Source organism: Sphingorhabdus sp. (assembly GCF_041737645.1).
Classification (GTDB): Bacteria; Pseudomonadota; Alphaproteobacteria; order Sphingomonadales; family Sphingomonadaceae; genus Sphingorhabdus_B.
This window is the reverse complement of record NZ_JBGSRI010000054.1, coordinates 58,486-73,133: the sequence shown is the minus strand read 5'-3', so window position 1 is coordinate 73,133 and position 14,648 is coordinate 58,486. Positions and strand designations below refer to the sequence as shown.

General features: G+C 46.7%; 12 protein-coding genes and 1 tRNA gene. 10 read left to right on the top strand and 3 right to left on the bottom strand.

The window, feature by feature from the left end; all coding sequences use genetic code 11:
• Positions 1 to 16 precede the first annotated feature (16 nt).
• Positions 17 to 91, top strand: a tRNA-Glu gene (locus tag ACEW72_RS10375).
• Between the two features lie 370 nt (positions 92 to 461).
• On the opposite strand, the gene ACEW72_RS10370 is transcribed toward ACEW72_RS10375, so the two are convergent.
• On the bottom strand, positions 462 to 1,703 hold the full coding sequence (locus tag ACEW72_RS10370) for a tyrosine-type recombinase/integrase (RefSeq protein ID WP_373476305.1): 1,242 nt from the start codon (positions 1,701 to 1,703) through the stop codon (positions 462 to 464).
• 298 nt (positions 1,704 to 2,001) lie between these two features.
• Positions 2,002 to 3,234: an O-antigen ligase family protein gene (locus ACEW72_RS10365; protein ID WP_373476304.1), complete on the bottom strand. Its 1,233-nt coding sequence runs from the start codon at positions 3,232 to 3,234 to the stop codon at positions 2,002 to 2,004.
• 413 nt (positions 3,235 to 3,647) lie between these two features.
• On the opposite strand from ACEW72_RS10365, the gene ACEW72_RS10360 reads away from it, so the two are divergent.
• From ACEW72_RS10360 to ACEW72_RS10325, 8 genes are read left to right on the top strand one after another with little or no spacing between them, the layout of a single operon-like run.
• On the top strand, positions 3,648 to 5,849 hold the full coding sequence (locus tag ACEW72_RS10360) for a GumC family protein (RefSeq protein WP_373476303.1): 2,202 nt from the start codon (positions 3,648 to 3,650) through the stop codon (positions 5,847 to 5,849).
• A complete protein-coding gene (locus ACEW72_RS10355; protein ID WP_373476302.1) occupies positions 5,815 to 6,795 on the top strand; it encodes a GDP-L-fucose synthase family protein in 981 nt (326 codons plus the stop codon). Before ACEW72_RS10360 ends, ACEW72_RS10355 begins: the two co-directional genes overlap by 35 nt.
• On the top strand, positions 6,758 to 7,930 hold the full coding sequence (gmd, locus tag ACEW72_RS10350; protein WP_373476328.1) for a GDP-mannose 4,6-dehydratase: 1,173 nt from the start codon (positions 6,758 to 6,760) through the stop codon (positions 7,928 to 7,930). The genes ACEW72_RS10355 and gmd overlap by 38 nt, the downstream gene beginning before the upstream one ends.
• On the top strand, positions 7,923 to 9,272 hold the full coding sequence (locus ACEW72_RS10345) for a hypothetical protein (protein WP_373476301.1): 1,350 nt from the start codon (positions 7,923 to 7,925) through the stop codon (positions 9,270 to 9,272). The genes gmd and ACEW72_RS10345 overlap by 8 nt, the downstream gene beginning before the upstream one ends.
• Positions 9,269 to 10,102 (top strand): FkbM family methyltransferase, encoded by an 834-nt coding sequence (locus tag ACEW72_RS10340; RefSeq protein ID WP_373476300.1) that lies wholly within the window; start codon positions 9,269 to 9,271, stop codon positions 10,100 to 10,102. Before ACEW72_RS10345 ends, ACEW72_RS10340 begins: the two co-directional genes overlap by 4 nt.
• A 6-nt stretch (positions 10,103 to 10,108) precedes the next feature.
• The gene (locus ACEW72_RS10335; protein ID WP_373476299.1) at positions 10,109 to 11,119 is read left to right on the top strand and encodes a glycosyltransferase family 10 domain-containing protein; all 1,011 of its coding nucleotides are present in this window, start codon (positions 10,109 to 10,111) and stop codon (positions 11,117 to 11,119) included.
• Complete coding sequence (locus ACEW72_RS10330; RefSeq protein ID WP_373476298.1) at positions 11,116 to 12,072, top strand: hypothetical protein; 957 nt, start codon at positions 11,116 to 11,118, stop codon at positions 12,070 to 12,072. Before ACEW72_RS10335 ends, ACEW72_RS10330 begins: the two co-directional genes overlap by 4 nt.
• A 22-nt stretch (positions 12,073 to 12,094) precedes the next feature.
• Complete coding sequence (locus tag ACEW72_RS10325; RefSeq protein WP_373476297.1) at positions 12,095 to 12,913, top strand: glycosyltransferase; 819 nt, start codon at positions 12,095 to 12,097, stop codon at positions 12,911 to 12,913.
• Between the two features lie 171 nt (positions 12,914 to 13,084).
• On the opposite strand, the gene ACEW72_RS10320 is transcribed toward ACEW72_RS10325, so the two are convergent.
• Positions 13,085 to 13,939, bottom strand: a complete 855-nt coding sequence (locus ACEW72_RS10320) for an MraY family glycosyltransferase (RefSeq protein WP_373476296.1) — start codon at positions 13,937 to 13,939, stop codon at positions 13,085 to 13,087.
• A gap of 383 nt (positions 13,940 to 14,322) precedes the next feature.
• Between ACEW72_RS10320 and ACEW72_RS10315 the strand changes: the two genes are divergently transcribed.
• Positions 14,323 to 14,568: a hypothetical protein gene (locus ACEW72_RS10315; RefSeq protein ID WP_373476295.1), complete on the top strand. Its 246-nt coding sequence runs from the start codon at positions 14,323 to 14,325 to the stop codon at positions 14,566 to 14,568.
• Positions 14,569 to 14,648 lie beyond the last annotated feature (80 nt).

Genomic DNA, 14,648 nt, shown 5'->3' with positions numbered 1-14,648 from the left:
GGCTCGCCAAGCGATTGGCCCCTTCGTCTAGCGGTTAGGACGCGGCCCTTTCACGGCTGAAACACGGGTTCGATTCCCGTAGGGGTCACCAGGTTCCGCCGCGTAAGACGGCTGATAAAAACATCCCCAATACTTCCCGAACAGGCATTTTCGTTGTGGATTCAATGGTCGGCCATTGGCTGATCTCGGGACCAGCCGCGCCTTAATGCAATTCCATTAATTCGGCTGCGCGGCAAAATGGGAGCAACAATTCTAGCAGCAAAATTCCCTGCTAGCAGGGAATTAGCAGGGAAAATGTCAATTTTTGTTCGTGTTCTGGCAGGCTGAACGCACTGAAAGCCGCAGAATTCCTAAGTTTCTTAATAAATTTCCCTAGAAAAAGAGCAGGGAATTAATTGCTGGATAACAGGGAACTGATCAACCCATAACAGGGAAACATCTGCAAAAAGACACCTGAATCTCTATTGCACGATACCCAGCCCCGCGGCGGCTTCTCGTATCGTTTGCGCCACATAGGATGGCGCCAAATGAGCATAATGTTTCCGGGTAATCCGTTCGTCGGCATGGCCCGGCGCCTCGGCGATCACTGCCATAGGCACGCCTTTCCTTGCTAGCCTTGCCCCGTAGGTCCGGCGCAAGTCGTGAAAACCGACGGGTTCGAGTCCCGCCGCCATGTACGCCGCTTGCATTGGCCGCATCTGATGCGCCGCGCCCCATCTCTTGCCATCGGGACGCGGGAAAATCGGTTCGGTCCGACTTTTGTCAACGATTGCCTCAGACACTAATCGAAAGCCCTCGGCTTCCAGATAAATCGCCCTTGGCGTCCCCGATTTTGTATCGCGCAACCAGAGTGACTTCGATTGGGTGTCAAAGTCACGAACTTCCAACGCGGCAAGCTCGGAGTAACGTGCGCCAGTAAGCAAAGCCGCCATTACCATTGGCCGAAAATTTGGATTGCATGCGCTCACTAGCCTTCGTGTCTCGTCATCCGCCAAGGATCGCAATCGCGGGGCATCTGCTTTTGCAAAAGGCCTCACCCGTCGCCATGCATTGTCGTCCGCAACCTTTTCATTGCGATATGCGGCATTCAAGGCTGCCTTTAGAATAGTAAGAATGCGGTTGGCACTAGAACGGCGACTTCGCCGAGCATCGACCGTATCAGCAGTCTGGCGATAGTTCTGAACCGCACCGGGCGCCGTGCGTAGGCGGGCAGGTGCGTTAGCAAGCGCCAAATGCCAATCCGTTATGATTGTAGCGGTCAGTTTGGCAGTGTCATGCCTTCCGATCTGCGGACGAATTATCGCCTCAATCCGGCGACGGGTATTTGCGAGGTCTTTTCCGGAGAAACCCTCAAGGTAATCATCTAGTGCATCAGCGACCAAATATGGCTTTGAACTGGGATAATCGGTTTGGCCAATGACAGCGAACCATTTGCGAGCAGTTTCTTGCGCCTGCTTAAAACTTAGGATTTTTAAGCCATCGCAGTCTACATAATCGTCCGCTTCAGCAATCGTCGCCTCTTGGTAAGAACGTGAACCGCCAGGGTACCGGAAACGAACCACCCATTTTCTTACCCGCCGCCCTCGATAATAGCCTAAATGCTGACCTTCGCTCAAAATCATCCAGTAAGGCTTCTTCCGGATCTCTAACCGAAGACGCCCAAGTCGATTTTGTAGGTCCGCATTTTCAACAATTCGCGCCATTAGATGCCTTTGAGAACTGTTCCTACATTCTCGAATTCTCTAAAGATTTTGACTGGGAATGGCCAGGATAATCTGCTCGAAAAATGGTAATACTCGAGTATTTACAACAGGTTGTTTATGTTCATCGGCTAGGCAGCAATCTACCAATTGAAATGCGTCACGAATGGAACAAGGGTTCTAATAACATAGCCGATAGCATTAGAAGCCAAGCCCCCCGCTTTCTAGGCTGCTAACGCTACAACGATGCTGCTTGGCTAAAATCAGGAATGATAGTCAACATGTTGCCATAAAAGTCCCATTAACCTGGGCTATCGGCGGTAACTTTAGGTTCGCGGCGGGCTTCTGCAAACCACAGCAAGACAAGGGCAGCAAAACCCATCATTGCGGGCGTTCGCAGGGGATAATCTGACAAGCTGGCTATACCTAATATCGCAAATATTATGCTCGCCATACGTCCACGGGAAACAGCCGATCGCGCGCCATCCATGCGAAACCACAAAAGAAACGAACGTCGTAAATAATACAAAATGCCGCCCAGCATTAAAAAGATCCCGGCCAATCCAAACGTAAGCCCTGTTTCTAGCCAGTCGTTGTGAAGTCTGTTCAAATATAAACGTCCTAATAGGGTCACCGGCTCATTTTTCTGAAAAGCAGATACAAAAGATCCGGGGCCTGAACCAAAGGGAAAATAATGCCAAAACAGATTCAGGCTTGAGGCCCAATAATCGACACGACTATTTCCGTCGTTAGTATCTTCAAATATGCGATCAATTGCCTCCGCGCGCGCAACGAAGATCGTAATAAGAACGAGACAAGACACAAAGGCAATCGCCAATAAAGGGGCCATAAAGGGCCTATTTTTGGTTTCGCGATTTGGATGGTTCGTAGAGGCATATAAAAGCGCTCCACCAAGCAGTGCTACGATAGCAGTGAGCAAACCAGACCGGGAACCAGTAATCAATATAAGCGGGACCAAGATTGCTGCGATTGCAATTGTAATCGGTTTGAGAGCTTTGTTAGTTCTTCGAGTGTTGACGGGATGCATCACAGCAAATAGAGCCAATATGGGGAATTGGCATGCTAAGAACACTGCGGCGTGGTTGCGGTTTGCAAAAAGACCAACTGCGCTCCCATAGTTCGTTATCCGGTAGAAATAGAATGGACCATCAGCGCCACCAACCACTTGCAGAACTCCGATTATTCCACAAGCTGCGCCAGCGACAATGATAATTGGCAGGGTTAGCCTTAGCTCGTCCCGATTGAGCTGTATGGCAAACAGGAGCACAGCCATGGGTCCAAATAGAAAAAAGAGCGACTGCAAGGCTATCGAGGGTGATATTGCCAAAAGTTGAGAGGTATCCGTTACACCCACCGCTTCGCGAATTTGGGCGAAATCATCTGCGCCCCTAGAAAATCCAGTAATCTCTTGCGGCATCGGTGTCAGATAGAGCCCAGTTAAGATGAAAATCAGTACAAAACTTGCAATGAGCGATTTTTTTTCTTGGAGGCGTTCGCGCCCAAGCATAAACATAGCGGCCCCGCAGCATAATACCATTAGAGGGTTCAAGATTGCTAGAGATTGTACGTCGCTTCGTGATGAGCCACCCATCAGAAAAACGATCACAAGCACGAATGTCAGCCCCGAGAGTTGAGGTGATGGCAGAGCCGAGCGGACAAGATTTAACAATGGGTTTTCCTACAAAATGATGTCACAAGCCTTTACAACCTCTGCCATAAATCAAGGGTGAAAGAGGTGGCAGCTGATATGCTGCCAAAGTTATACGGAACTGCATATAGATTAATAGACCAATTAAAGCGGCGCCTTGTCTGAAAAAACTGTGGCATTATTCAAGCGCTTCGGTTACCCGCCCGACTTGTATTTTAGAAGCGAAATTGACTGGCTTAGCCAATTTGATTGAAGCTCATACCAGTACAAGGAAAATAATGTTAAACCCCCCCACCTCAGCGCTTGGCACTACTGATTTGAGCGCGATTGCTCAAGACAAAGAGGCCGAACGCGGTCTCGCGCCCCCTGTTCTGTTGCAGTATTGGCGAGTTGTGCAGCGGTGGAAATGGCTAATTGTGGGGATTACGTTTGCCTCGCTCACTGTGGGACTGATTGCAACATTGTTGGCAACACCTCAGTACACTTCAACTTCCCGTATCGAAATCAGCCGCGCCCAAAAAAATGTGACCAATGTAGAAAGCCTTGAATCGGCGGAAACAGGACGCGACTTGGAGTTTTTTCAAACCCAGTATTCGCTATTGCAAGCACGCTCACTAGCAGAGCGTGTGGCTCGCCAATTACGCTTGGGAACCAATGATGCTTTTTTTGATGCCCATGGAACGAACCCGAACGACGACGGCCTATTCTCATCGATGCCAGGGCAACAAGTCAGTGCAGCTGAAAGGCAAAAACGTGAAAACAAAGCTGTTGAATTGATCATTAAACATATATCAATCTCCCCTATTCGGGGTTCAGCGCTCGTCGACATAAGTTATTCAAGCGCGTCTCCGGAGTTATCGTCGCAAATCAGCAATACATGGACAGAGCAGTTTATCGTACAAAGCATGGATCGTCGCTTTGCTTCAACTGCGGACGCAAGAAAATTCCTTGAAGGTCGCCTTGCCGATCTTCGTGCGCGCGTTGAAATGTCTGAGCGTGAAGTTGTTAATTATGCCTCCCAGAAAGGCATCGTAGCGCTCGGGACGACAAAGAGTGCGGATGGCAAAACCGAAGTTCAGCGGACACTTGTCTCCAGTGATCTTGAAGCACTAAATGCTGCACTAGCCGAAGCGACGGCAAACCGCATTGCAGCCGAAAGTAAGGCAAGAAGTCTGAGTGGAGGAGCCAATTCAGATGCTCTCGGAAATATCGCAATTTCACAGTTGAGGCAGAAGCGGGCTGAGGCAGCGGCTGAATATGCGAAGTTATTGGTGCAGTTTGAGCCTGGCTATCCTACTGCTAGAGCGCTGGCCGAACAATTACGTGTGTTGGATGCAAGCATCGCTCGCGAGGAAAGCCGTGTGCTTACGAGTCGGTCGGCAGAATTCAAAGAGGCCGTGCAGCGAGAGCGCAGTCTTCGGCAGCAAGTGGAAACACTAAAAGATAGGATGGATCGTCAACAACGCGACAGCATCAACTATAACATTTACCAACGTGAGGCGGATACCAATCGTCAGTTATACGATGGGCTTTTGCAGCGCTATAAGGAAATCGGTGTCGCCGGTATTGGTGCGAATAACATAGCCATTGTTGACCGGGCAAAAGTGCCGGAAAAGCCATCTTCGCCCAATTTGCCGCTTAACCTAGCACTGGCGTTGCTTGCCGGGCTTGGCATTGCTGCCGTCGCAACATTTGCGCTAGATCAAGTCGACGAGGGCATTCGTGATCCCGGACAAGTGAACCGCCTGCTTCATATACCGTTGTTAGGCAGTGTTCCAGACGTCGAGAATGAACGGGCGCTTGAGCAGTTAGGAGATGCCAAATCAGCTTTGTCGGAAGCATATTTGAGTATTCGATCAAACCTCGCATTTTCCACAGACCATGGCGTACCAAGGGCTTTGATGGTTACAAGTACGCGGCCAGCGGAAGGAAAGAGTACGACCAGCCTGGCTATTGCAACCGTTCTCGGAAGAACCGGACGTAAAGTTCTGCTGATCGATGCTGATATGCGATCACCTTCGATGCATCAATTTGTCGGGCAAGCGAATAACTTTGGACTAAGCAATTTTTTAGCAGGCGAGAATAATTGGAAGCAACTTTTGCAACCGACCGATGTCAAAGGCTTGACATTGCTAGCGGCAGGACCGGCACCGCCTAGCGCTGCAGAACTGCTAAGTAGTGATCGGATGCTTATGCTAGTAAAGCAATTAATGGAGCATTTTGAGCATGTAATAGTTGATTCTCCACCCATTCTAGGCTTGGCAGACGCTCCACTCTTAGCACGAGCGGTTGAAGGCTGCGTGTTCGTCGCCGAAGCAGAGGGAGTCGCCATCCGCGGAATAAAGGCTTCTCTTGGCCGCCTGCAATCTGTTCAAGCGCATGTTTTTGGTGTTGTGCTCACAAAACTCAAACAGAAGAACGCTGGCTATGGTTACGGCTATGGCTATGGCTATGGCTATGGTTCAAGCTCTGAAAAGTAGTCCGGCATCAGCAATGAACAAAAAATCAAAGATATATGTCGCGGGTCACCGAGGGATGGTGGGTAGTGCATTGATGCGGCGCCTTCAAGCGGATGGCTATGACAATCTAATTTGTTGCACTAGAGATGAGTTGGATCTTCTTAATACCAATGAGGTCCAAGCATTTCTATTGCGAGAGCGACCGGAATTTATATTTATCGCGGCGGCACGAGTCGGCGGCATTCACGTGAACAATTCCTTGCGGGCCGATTTTCTCTATGAAAATCTTCAGATTCAAAACAATTTAGTTCATGGTGCGCATTTAGCGGACATTCAGAAGCTTTTGTTTCTGGGGTCGAGTTGCATTTACCCAAAAGATTGTTCGCAGCCCATCAGGGAAGAGTTTCTTTTGACAGGCCCACTCGAGCCAACCAATGAACCGTACGCTATCGCCAAGATAGCTGGTATCAAGTTGACCGAGGCTTATAATTCACAATATCGTCGCGAATATATAAGTGTGATGCCAACGAATCTATATGGGCCTAATGACAATTATGACCCGTTAGGAAGCCACGTACTGCCAGCTTTAATCCGAAAAGCCCACGAAGCTAAAGTTGCCAATATGCCCGAAATCGAGGTTTGGGGGACAGGTACCCCTCGGCGTGAATTTCTCCATGTCGATGACTTGGCCAGTGCTTGCGTTTTCCTGATGACCATAGGATACGTTGGCCCGCTGCTAAATATCGGTACGGGCAAAGATCTAACCATCGCTGAATTGGTAGAGGTCGTAATGAGTGTGGTTGGTTTAGACGCCAGTGTCACGTTCAATCGCAGCAAACCTGACGGCACCATGCGAAAACTGCTGGATGTCAGTAAGATCAATGAGTTAGGCTGGAAGGCATCTATCGGACTACGCGACGGTATATATGATGCGTATTCCAAATCCCCATTTTGCAAAGAAAATTGAGAACGTTTTAAATATGACTGGAAAAACCGCACTTATTACAGGCGTTACGGGCCAGGATGGCGCTTATCTTTCCGAATTTCTGCTGTCGAAAGGCTATAATGTTCACGGCGTTAAGCGGCGGGCAAGCTCGTTCAACACAGATCGTATCGATCATTTGATCGAAAGCCCGGTCAATGATGATAGTCGCTTTACGCTTCATTATGGCGATCTGACCGACAGCACCAATTTGCTGCGCATTGTCCAGCAATGCCAGCCTGATGAGATCTATAACCTTGCAGCGATGAGCCATGTCGCCGTCAGCTTTGAGACTCCAGAATACACCGCCAACGCCGACGGCATCGGAACATTGCGACTCCTTGAAGCAATTCGCATTCTGGGGTTAGAGAAGAAAACAAAATTTTATCAGGCATCGACCAGTGAACTTTACGGATTAGTGCAGGAAACCCCGCAAAGCGAGACAACCCCTTTTTACCCTCGAAGCCCTTATGCCGTTGCCAAATTATATGCTTATTGGATTACGGTGAACTACAGGGAAGCATATGGGATGTATGCGTGCAATGGTATCCTGTTTAACCATGAGTCTCCGCTTCGTGGCGAAACTTTTGTTACGCGAAAAATTACCAGGGCACTTGCGCGCATAGCACTAGGTTTGCAGGATACTCTCTATCTCGGCAATATGGAGGCGCTTCGTGACTGGGGGCATGCACGTGACTATGTCGAGATGCAGTGGCTAATGCTACAGCAGGCGACGCCAGACGATTTTGTAATTGCGACCGGCGAACAACACAGTGTGCGGAGATTCGTCGAACTGGCCGCGAGCAATCTGGGGATATCGCTGCGGTTCGAAGGAAGCGGCATAGACGAGGTCGCTAGGGTAACCGACGTTACCGGCAATAAAGCCACTGCAGTAACGCCGGACCAAATTATTGTTAAGGTCGATCAACGATACTTCCGACCGACAGAAGTTGAAACTCTGCTGGGCTGCTCCGATAAGGCCATGAATAAATTAGGGTGGCGACCTAATACTAGTTTTACAGATCTCGTAGCTGAAATGGTTCTGGCAGATTATGAAAGCGCGCAGCGTGACATGATCATTAAGCAAGCGGGGTTTAAAGCCTCGGATTATAATGAATAATTTAATAAAAAACGCAAAATCATTTATTTTGAGCGTTAGTTTTTTATCTTTAATGTCACGTTCCTTATTTGCTATTTCTCAGTTTTTAGCAACATTTTTTGCCATAGCCTTTTTTTCGAACGAACAACAGGCAATGTACTTTCTATTTTTATCTATCTTATCAATTCAAACTATTTTTGAATTGGGAATTTCTCAAGTTATTGTAATTCTCATATCACGATCTCACAATTTTACCAATGGAAGACAATATTTAATTCAATCAGATACGTCAGATATTATATTTTTTGGATTTTCTAAATTTAAAAATATTTCAATCGCATATTTCGTAATGGCGATGCTGCTCGCATTTGGAACGATCTATTTAAATCAGGAAACTCCAAATTTTATAATTTGGTTTGCTCCTTGGGCTTTGTTACTTTCTATTTATACGCTAAGGCTTTTTCTGATACTATTGGAATCTATAGTAGAAGGTTTTGGAAGAATAGCAGATGTGCTTATTGTTAGATCAATATATTACAGCGTATTTATTGTTGCATTTGGCATTGCAAGCTACACTGGACTTCAACTTTGGTCACTTGCGGTAGCGTGGGCTTCAGCAATCTTGACCGGATTTTTGCTAAACTCGATGCGGCACTCCGAGCTACTCCGGTTAAGTTGGGATACAATAAAAGCTGCGGGCGAAAACTCAGCCAGTGCCCGTAGTTATGAAGTCACGGCCTCCCGTTTCCACGGAAAGGTATCAGTGACCTGGGTGGCGAGCTATGCGATTTCCAGTTTACCGTTGCTTATTGCCTACACGATTGCAAGCGACGGGGTCGTAACGTCATTGGGTGTCGCCAGCCAAATTTCGGCAATAATTGGAGTAATTGCCGCAGCAATTAGCTCACCTCACATTTCGGCTGCTAGTAATCGCCATTCAAAAGGCGATTCCATTGGCTTTATACGCCAGTTTAAAAGGACTCTCGGTCGAACGCTTGTAGCAACTATATTGACGGCAGTGGCATGTTTCAGTCTTCCCATTATACTCCGGTATCAATTTTACGATCGATGGCCAGAATCAATTCCCTCAAGCACAGAATTATTACCATTTCTCGCCAGCGCGCTTATTTACAGTTATATGGCTTGCGTCGGGCAATTTTTTAGATCGACCCAGCGAGAAGTTTTCAATTTTCCTTTAGTCGCATCAGCTGTCGTAACCGTGGGTGGAATGGCAGTCGCGGCATCCACCGGAAGCTTGCTTTTACTGGGAATCGCTCAATTAATCGGCCCAGTTTTGATAATTTTGCCGGTTACATTAATCAAGCATCACCAGTTGATAAGTCAGAAAGACCAACAACAATGACTATGACGCTACGTTCTTTAAAAAATAATTTAAGAAAATCGCTACCATCATCACTTCGACCAATCGCGCAGACAGGATGGCAGTATACGCGTCGGATGCTAAATCAGATATCTTGTAAACTGAAATATCCAGATACCGTAGTACTGTATCCAAAATCTCAATCGACGGGGCAATACAACCAGCCTGAAATATTGGATTTTCTACTAGAGGGCAAAGAAAATGGTTTCTTTATCGATATAGGAGCGAACCACCCTGAATATAATAGCAACACTTACTACTTTGAACTGAAGAAAAAGTATGAAGGAGTCGCCTTTGATCCCTTACAGAAGTACGCAAAGCTTTGGAAATCGAAGAGGCCAAGGACAAGGTTTGAAAATGTAGCATTAGGAGCCTCTAAGGGAGAAGTGTCGTTTTTTGAACATGAAAATACTGACGGTTGGCAAGACCAATTGTCATTTACGTCCGACTCGCCATTATTTGACCGCGCTACAATGGTCGGTAAATCGGTCAAGGTAATGAGGCTCGATGAGATAAATGGCCTGCCTCAGGATGTGGATTTTTTGTCGCTGGATGTTGAGGGAGCAGAGATTCCCGTTTTGCATGGATTGGGAAATGCAATTCGCCCTAGGATAATGTTGGTTGAAAATTGTTTCGGGGTATCGGGTAAAAAGGACATAAGAGATCTTGTGCTGTCTATGGGATACAGATTTGTTTTTCGCATCTCTTACATTGACGACCTTTATATCCGCAATGATCAAACCGAAATCTTCACTAGAGCGGATGCGTTGCCGAACAGTTTGTCTCATTTAGTTACCAAATCGTGGACTTGATTAGTTATGGCAAACATTCTGATCAAAAGCGGCTGGTTTGGCAAAAATAATCTCGAGTGGTACGTGAACAGCGGAGATCTGGGTGATCACGTTGTCGGGCTGGTTCGCCATCTTCAACAACGTCATGACGTATTCTTTTCTGGAAACCCTGAATATAAAAGCCAAATGTTTGATTTGGAAGTCCACATTGAAAGGCAGATTTCCATAGATCGGAAATCAAAAAAGATTCTTATCATTTGTGAACCTTATTTTGTTCAACCACAGAATTTACTATTTCCGAAATTAAATTATAGAAAAATATTCGAAATAGACAGCATTAAAAGTTCCGAATCAAATGTTGATAAGTACCGCTATCCAAGAGAGTTGAATAACGAGCTTCAGCCCCAATGGAAAGAGAGATCTATATTTGTTTCTTGTATAAATGCCAACAAGAATTCTGTAATATACTCAAAATATAATCTATATATTAAGCGTAATCGGCTTATTCATTTATTTGAAAGCAAATTTGGTGAAAAGTTTCATCTTTACGGCGGTGGATGGGAACTAAGAGATCATCCCGTAGGCTTGCTTGCGAAAGTGGCGTTTAGACTATCCTGGCTAAAACCCTTGCTGACTCGTTCGAAACCGTTGGCCTCATATAGAGGCAAGTGCGACTCCAAAGCAGAAATTATGCAGCGCTCCAAATTCACTTTATGCGTAGAGAATACGCAATATCCAGGCTGTATGACTGAAAAGATGATTGACTGTTTCCGCTTCGGTTCGATGCCGTTATATTTGGGGCCTCCCGACATTGGAGATATGATTGATCCGTCGCTGTTCATCGACTTAAGGCAGTTCCCTGATAGCGACGCGTTGTTCTCATTCATCGAAAATTTTAACGACGCAGATTATCAGCAGTGGCGCGAACGCTTAGAGTTGCATCGCGCTGATATTCGCTCCAGACACTCGATCTCGGGCTTTGTAAAAATGGTATCCGATGCTGTCGAAGATGCAATTGCGCAACCGGTGGCGGCGTGACTTGGGCGCAACGATATGCAGGCCTGCTGATCGCAGTGTACATTTATGTCCTATTGCTAGGCGTTCGCCTCACTATTCCATTGTCGGATCTGACCCGGGTTGTTGAGGAGTTTAGTGCAATTGGTATGTCTGACTATAACCTTCGTGAACCCCTATACTGGGCAACCGGGAAAGTCCTAACAGCATCGTTTAATGATGCATGGTTAGCTATATTTGTTTTGGATATGGCATCTTTAGTAATGGTTGCGATCGCGGTCAGGGGGCGGTCCTTGTCAGGCATCGCCATAGTTTGTTTAGTCCTAAGCCCGATGATATTGCTTGGAATCTGTAATATTCACCGGCAGTTAGTCGGCTTTGCCGCATGGATGTTAGTCGAACGACTAACTGAAAACTCAAAACCTTCACGAGCCGTACCGCTGCATATGATACCTTTCCTTATTCACAGTTCCATGGGCATCCTCTCTTTCGTATATTTTTTCGTGCAAGCTTGTTCACGGAAAAATTACCCCGTTATTTTTGCGTTAGCATCTTTCGTTTTGCTGGCAGCGCTACTCTTCGGCAACGTGCTAGCCGAGCTTTTTCGTCAGGGCACCGAAACAAACACGAGTGTGATTATATATCTGGGGTGGGCGATTGCAGTGTACGCAATTTTAGCTGCTGCGACGGGTCTGCGTAATAGCATGTCGTTTTTCTATGTCCTTGGTATATTAGTCGCTATTGCATTATTCATATTTTCCGGAGGCTCAAGCGGATCCAGATTTTTCATGTTGGTTATAACTGTCACCTCTATCTGGTTGTTTGGCCATCAGGCACTGAGAAGCGGAACACCACGCGCTAAGTTGCTAAATTTATTACTTGGAATGGCATTGGTACTTCCAACTTTTGGATCCGATTTCTCAACAGATATTATACGAGCAGCTTATTTTGGAGTGCCATTTGGTGCGACTTACTAACATTTAAGTTAAGTGGAAAAACATGATTGATTATACTGGACCCGTCGCCGTCATAATGTCGACATATGCAGCGGATGATCCACATTTTCTTCGGCGCTCGATAAATTCTTTGCTAACGCAAAGCATTTCTTCATCGATTAAAATAAATATATACTTGGGCGTGGACGGACCAGTAAGTGAAGAAATCAAGAATGTCTTAAAGTCATTTGATTCCCAGCTCTTTAAGCTCGTTTTTTTCGAAAACAATAGAGGCCTGGCATATGTTCTTAATGATTTGATTGGGCTTTTAGAAACTGAACAATTAGTGTTCAGAATGGATTCGGACGATGTATCGCATCCCACAAGGTTAAGAAAACAAATTGATTTTATGCAGCAAAATTCTAGTGTTGATATATTAGGTACTGCCATTGTTGAAATATGCGAGGACGGTCTTTCACGTATAGTCAGTTTTCCAGAAGACCATGAATCTGCGAAAAGCAGCATGTTTTGGCGTACGCCTGTTGCTCACCCAACCGTTTGTGTTCGAAAACGTGTTTTTGAAAAGCTAGGAGGGTATCCAACTGATTCTCTTAATGAAGACATTGCGCTTTGGTTTCGGGCGGCAAAAGCTGGTTTTCGTTTTAGTAATCTTTCCGAACCGCTTTTAAGTTTTACAATCGGACCAGACTTTTGGCAGAGACGCGGTCTATTAAAAGCGTGGGGTGAGTTTAAGTGTTACGTTAAGGGAATTTATCTAAATGATGGCTTGTCTTGGAAAATAGCCATCCCCCTGGTTCGCCTCCTTTTTAGGCTAGGCCCGAATTCATTAAAAAAATTTGGATATAGCTTTCGAGCAAGCTAATTCTTAATGAACAAAGCTGAGTTGTCGTCATTTAAGATTTTGTACATTGGCTTATATCGATCACCTCAGCCCACCCAAGCATTAGAATGCGCTTAAGCGATAATTTGCGCAATATAAGAATGCAGTATTAGCCTTACAGAAAAGGCGCCATCAAACTCGGTCTCGTTCGCACTATCGCTGCAACAAAATCAACATCGCGGCAGGAGACAATGCGAGAAACCAATATACCAAAAGCCCAACTGGCCACCCAAATCGATTTTGCAAGTGATGGTGTAAATGGTCGCGATCAGCAGACATCGGCGACCTTCCTTGTTTGAGTCGGGTAAAGGTTAACCGAAAAGAATCAAAAACGGGAATAATGAATAAAAGCACCAGTTCGTCGGCAGAGATCGCGCGCAGCGTTTCTAACCCCGGACTGTTGTAAACCATGATCGACAGCAGGCCGAGTGCGGTGGCAATAGCATAAGCTCCGCCGTCGCCAAGAAAAAGCCGGCCGCGCATATTGAAAACGAACAATATCGCCAAGCAACAGGCCAGAATGCCGATCAGCGGCAACAGCGCGTCGCCCGCCCTTAGCGACAATATCCCTAGCCACCCCAGCGCAAGCCCAAGCACCAGTCCGTTCTTTCCGTCAGCCATATTGATGGCGTTGATCAGGCCGACGCAACAGATCACGGTGAAGATAATTGCCAGCCACCATGTCCCGAGACCAAGCGAAAATTTGGGCGTTACAAAATCCAGCACCCTCACATTAAAGGTTGGGTCGACTGCCGCCGCGGTAGCAAAAACCAAAAACGAGATGAGCAAACGCAAGCGGGGCGAGAGAGTGTGGCGATCGTCTGCAAGGCCCACAAATGCCATGATCGTCACACATGCTATCCAGATGAGCAATGAGCCAAACCAGCGATCGGATACGCCAGAGAAAACATAGACAAGCGCAACAGGGGCAAGAACGGCTATCATCACGACGCCGCCCATGAGTGGTGTAGGTGTTTTATGCTGCTTGCGACCCACTGGAACGTCCACAAGATTCAGGTAAGCGCAAAGTCGCGCCGCATTAAAGCACAAGAAAAAAGTCATCGATGCGCAAGCAACCAGCAACGCAAAGTAATTGACGTCAATCATTAGGTGTTTGTCTATCTATTCCCGATGCGCCAAGTGCAAAATTTGGAGCCGCATATTAGGTTACCGCTCGCAGGTCTACATTTTAATCATGGCTGATTCAATTCACGTTTTACGAAGACACTTCGACTTCTGGTGAATTTGAGCCACGAAAATCAGCATGGTAAATTTTACGTTGGCTAATTGGCATCAGGGAAAATTAACCCGCCTAAGCCATTCTTCCCTAACTGCGGATGGTCTGATTTTATTGTCCATTCAGCAGAAGTTTGAAAGATATCGGAGGAAATATGACGCCGGATTCAGCGCTCGTCGTTTTTACATCTTTAGGGTTCGCATCGATATTCCTGGCGTTGGTAATCGGCATTACGGGGCATGAACCCGCCGATCTAGTAACCGGCATCGCAAATATGACACCCTCTGCCCGTCGTCAGGCACAATTCGAGCAGTTGGATTATATGACCCGTGTTGCCGATGAAGCCATTGAGGCACGTCGGATCGGGAAGCGCGCGTCCTTTATTCAGGACAGCTTTTAATAACTCCTATTCGCGCGGACAATCCCTGGTTGCGCGCGTCTTGCGGCCGTGCCACGCCCCCGGCACGGCCGCTTTTTTGG

What these genes read in the sequence shown, in the direction of transcription:
- ACEW72_RS10370 (WP_373476305.1), bottom strand. Translation starts at nt 1,703, where the DNA reads ATGGCGCGAATTGTTGAAAATGCGGACCTACAAAATCGACTTGGGCGT.
- ACEW72_RS10365 (WP_373476304.1), bottom strand. Translation starts at nt 3,234, where the DNA reads ATGTTTATGCTTGGGCGCGAACGCCTCCAAGAAAAAAAATCGCTCATT.
- ACEW72_RS10360 (WP_373476303.1), top strand. Translation starts at nt 3,648, where the DNA reads ATGTTAAACCCCCCCACCTCAGCGCTTGGCACTACTGATTTGAGCGCG.
- ACEW72_RS10355 (WP_373476302.1), top strand. Translation starts at nt 5,815, where the DNA reads ATGGCTATGGCTATGGTTCAAGCTCTGAAAAGTAGTCCGGCATCAGCA.
- gmd (WP_373476328.1), top strand. Translation starts at nt 6,758, where the DNA reads ATGCGTATTCCAAATCCCCATTTTGCAAAGAAAATTGAGAACGTTTTA.
- ACEW72_RS10345 (WP_373476301.1), top strand. Translation starts at nt 7,923, where the DNA reads ATGAATAATTTAATAAAAAACGCAAAATCATTTATTTTGAGCGTTAGT.
- ACEW72_RS10340 (WP_373476300.1), top strand. Translation starts at nt 9,269, where the DNA reads ATGACTATGACGCTACGTTCTTTAAAAAATAATTTAAGAAAATCGCTA.
- ACEW72_RS10335 (WP_373476299.1), top strand. Translation starts at nt 10,109, where the DNA reads ATGGCAAACATTCTGATCAAAAGCGGCTGGTTTGGCAAAAATAATCTC.
- ACEW72_RS10325 (WP_373476297.1), top strand. Translation starts at nt 12,095, where the DNA reads ATGATTGATTATACTGGACCCGTCGCCGTCATAATGTCGACATATGCA.
- ACEW72_RS10315 (WP_373476295.1), top strand. Translation starts at nt 14,323, where the DNA reads ATGACGCCGGATTCAGCGCTCGTCGTTTTTACATCTTTAGGGTTCGCA.